Annotated in this window: 3 protein-coding genes; all 3 read left to right on the top strand. The window is 70.5% G+C overall.

Features of this window, described 5'->3' with window-relative positions; genetic code table 11:
• Nucleotides 1–42: 42 nt before the first annotated feature.
• The 3 genes from CCN56_RS06415 to CCN56_RS06405 all read left to right on the top strand — a co-directional run bounded on the left by CCN56_RS06415 (nucleotide 43) and on the right by CCN56_RS06405 (nucleotide 3,066).
• Nucleotides 43–1,305, top strand: a complete 1,263-nt coding sequence (locus CCN56_RS06415; protein WP_086824426.1) for an ABC transporter permease — start codon at nucleotides 43–45, stop codon at nucleotides 1,303–1,305.
• Nucleotides 1,302–1,706, top strand: coding sequence for a cytidine deaminase (locus tag CCN56_RS06410; protein ID WP_086824423.1), 405 nt, complete (start codon nucleotides 1,302–1,304; stop codon nucleotides 1,704–1,706). The genes CCN56_RS06415 and CCN56_RS06410 overlap by 4 nt, the downstream gene beginning before the upstream one ends.
• Nucleotides 1,707–1,788: 82 nt before the next feature.
• Nucleotides 1,789–3,066, top strand: coding sequence for a thymidine phosphorylase (locus CCN56_RS06405; protein WP_086824422.1), 1,278 nt, complete (start codon nucleotides 1,789–1,791; stop codon nucleotides 3,064–3,066).
• The last annotated feature ends 103 nt before the right edge of the window (nucleotides 3,067–3,169 follow it).

Raw genomic sequence — 3,169 nt, 5'->3', positions numbered from 1 at the left:
CGCCGCCGGCGGCGCCATCAAGACCGACAAGGAGGTGGCGGCATGAGCACCGGCACCGTTGCCAAGCCGAGCGCCGCGCCCAAGAAGGCCGGACGCCGCAAGCTGACCTGGCCCTGGATCCTGCTGATCGTCGCGGCCGGTCTCGTCCTCTTCTCGTTCGTCCGCGTCGTCTCCGGGGCCGACGACCTCACCTCCGTCGGCCAGATCTCCGGCGCGCTCCAGCTCGCCGTGCCCATCGCCATGGCCGGTCTCGGCGGTCTGTGGGCCGAGCGCGCGGGCGTCGTGAACATCGGCCTCGAAGGCATGATGGTCCTCGGCACCTGGTTCGGCGCCTGGGCCGGCTACCAGTGGGGCCCGTGGACGGGTGTCGTCGTCGGCATCCTCGGCGGCGCGGTCGGCGGTCTGCTGCACGCGATCATCACCGTCACGTTCAACGTGAACCACATCGTCTCCGGTGTGGCGATCAACATCCTCGCGGTCGGCTTCACCAAGTACCTGTCGAACTTCACCTTCGACAAGGCCGAGGGCGGCTCCTCCAAGCAGTCCCCGCGCATCGACCCGATCACCGACATCACCATCCCGGGGCTCTCCGACTGGCTGGCGGACCTCCACGCCAAGCACTGGTTCCTGATCTCGGACCTCGCCGGCATCCTCGGCGGCCTGGTCACCAACCTGTCGGTGCTCACGATCGTGGCCGCCCTGCTCATCCCGGCCACCTGGTGGATCCTGTGGCGCACGGCCTTCGGCCTGCGGCTGCGCTCCTGCGGTGAGAACCCGGTCGCCGCCGAGTCCCTCGGCGTCAACGTCTACAAGTACAAGTACATCGCCGTCGTCGTCTCCGGCGGCCTCGCCGGCCTCGGCGGCGCCTTCCTGGCGATCGTCTCCACCGGCATCTACCAGGAGGGCCAGACCGGCGGCCGCGGCTACATCGGTCTCGCCGCCATGATCTTCGGCAACTGGATGCCCGGCGGCATGGCCATGGGCGCCGGCCTCTTCGGCTTCACCGACAGCCTCAAGCTGCGCGGCGGTGCCGAGAACGTCCACGCGCTGCTTCTGCTCGTCGCGCTGCTCCTGGTGATCGCCGCCGCGTGGCAGCTGTACAAGAAGAAGTACATGTCCGCGGTCGTCTCCGGGATCTTCTCCGCCGGCTTCTTCATCTGGTACTTCGTCACCGACCAGGTCCCGAGCCAGTTCGTCGACGCCGCCCCGTACATCACCACCCTGCTCGTGCTCGCCCTCTCGGCGCAGCGCCTGCGGATGCCGAAGGCGGACGGCCTGCCGTACCGGAAGGGCCAGGGCAAGTGACGCCCGCCGCTGCGGAGCCCGACTGGGAGCTGCTCCGGGAGACCGCCCGCGAGGCGATGTCCCGCGCGTACGCCCCGTACTCGGGCTTCCCGGTCGGCGCGGCGGCCCTCGTGGACGACGGGCGGGTGGTCTCCGGCTGCAACGTGGAGAACGCCTCCTTCGGCCTCGGCCTGTGCGCCGAGTGCGGGCTCGTCTCGCAGCTCCAGGCGACCGGCGGAGGCCGGCTCACGCACTTCGTGTGCGTGGACGGCCGGGGCGAGTCCCTCGTCCCGTGCGGGCGCTGCCGGCAGCTCCTGTACGAGTTCGGGGGCCCCGAACTGGTCCTGGAGACGCCCGCCGGGTTCCTCACCCTGGCGGACATGCTTCCGCAGGCCTTCGGGCCCGACCACCTCGCCAAGTAGCACCTCGGAGCGACCCTTCCGGCACGATGGGAGGGTCGCTCCCCTTTCCTCCCCCTCTATGCGCGTAGAAAGAGGCACCACCATGGACGTCATCTCCGTCATCCGCACCAAGCGGGACAAGGGCGAGCTGAGCCCCGAGCAGATCGACTGGGTCATCGACGCGTACACCCGCGGTGAGGTCGCCGACGAGCAGATGTCCGCCCTGGCCATGGCCATCCTGCTGAACGGCATGAACCGCGCGGAGATCGCCCGCTGGACCGCCGCGATGATCGCGTCCGGCGAGCGCATGAACTTCGACTCCCTCTCCCGGCCGACCGCCGACAAGCACTCCACCGGCGGCGTCGGCGACAAGATCACCCTCCCGCTCGCCCCGCTCGTCGCCGCCTGCGGCGCGGCCGTGCCGCAGCTCTCCGGCCGCGGCCTCGGCCACACCGGCGGCACGCTGGACAAGCTGGAGTCCATCCCGGGCTGGCGCGCCCTGCTCTCCAACGAGGAGATGCTGCACGTCCTCGACACCACGGGCGCGGTCATCTGCGCGGCGGGCGACGGCCTGGCCCCCGCGGACAAGAAGCTGTACGCCCTCCGCGACGTCACCGGCACGGTCGAGGCGATCCCGCTGATCGCCTCGTCGATCATGTCGAAGAAGATCGCCGAAGGCACCGGCTCCCTGGTCCTGGACGTCAAGGTCGGCACCGGCGCCTTCATGAAGAACATCGAGGACGCGCGCGAGCTGGCGCGGACGATGGTCGGCCTCGGCACCGACAGCGGCGTGAAGACGGTCGCGCTCCTCACCGACATGTCCACCCCGCTCGGCCTCACCGCGGGCAACGCCCTGGAGGTCCGCGAGTCCGTCGAGGTCCTCGCCGGCGGCGGCCCGAAGGACGTCGTCGACCTCACGATCGCCCTCGCGGCCGAGATGCTCGACGCGGCCGGCATCAAGGACGCCGACCCGGCGAAGGCCCTCGCGGACGGCTCGGCGATGGACGTCTGGCGCCGGATGATCGCGGCCCAGGGCGGCGACCCGGACGCGACCCTCCCGGTCGCCCGCGAGCAGCACGTCGTCACGGCCCCGTCGACCGGTGTCCTGACCCGCCTCGACGCGTACGACATCGGCATCGCCGCCTGGCGCCTGGGCGCGGGCCGGGCCCGCAAGGAGGACCCGGTGCAGGCGGGCGCGGGCGTCGAGCTCCACGCGAAGCCGGGCGACACGGTGACGGCGGGCCAGCCTCTCCTCACCCTCCACACGGACACCCCGGAGAAGTTCGACTACGCGCTGAAGTCCCTGGAGTCGGCCTGGGACATCGCGGCCCCGGGCACGGCCTTCACCCCGAACCCGATCGTCCTGGACCGCATCGCATAGGCATATGCCTAGGGCCTGTTTCAGAAGTGGATCAAGGGCTGGAATGATCTCGATTCGTGGCTCGCGGAGATCTGACTGACGCACAGTGGGCAGTGCTTCAACC

Source organism: Streptomyces sp. NRRL B-24572 (assembly GCF_002156145.1).
Classification (GTDB): domain Bacteria; phylum Actinomycetota; class Actinomycetes; order Streptomycetales; family Streptomycetaceae; genus Streptomyces; species Streptomyces vietnamensis.
Note: the sequence above shows the minus strand (reverse complement) of the source record. Positions and strands in the feature narration are given on the sequence as shown.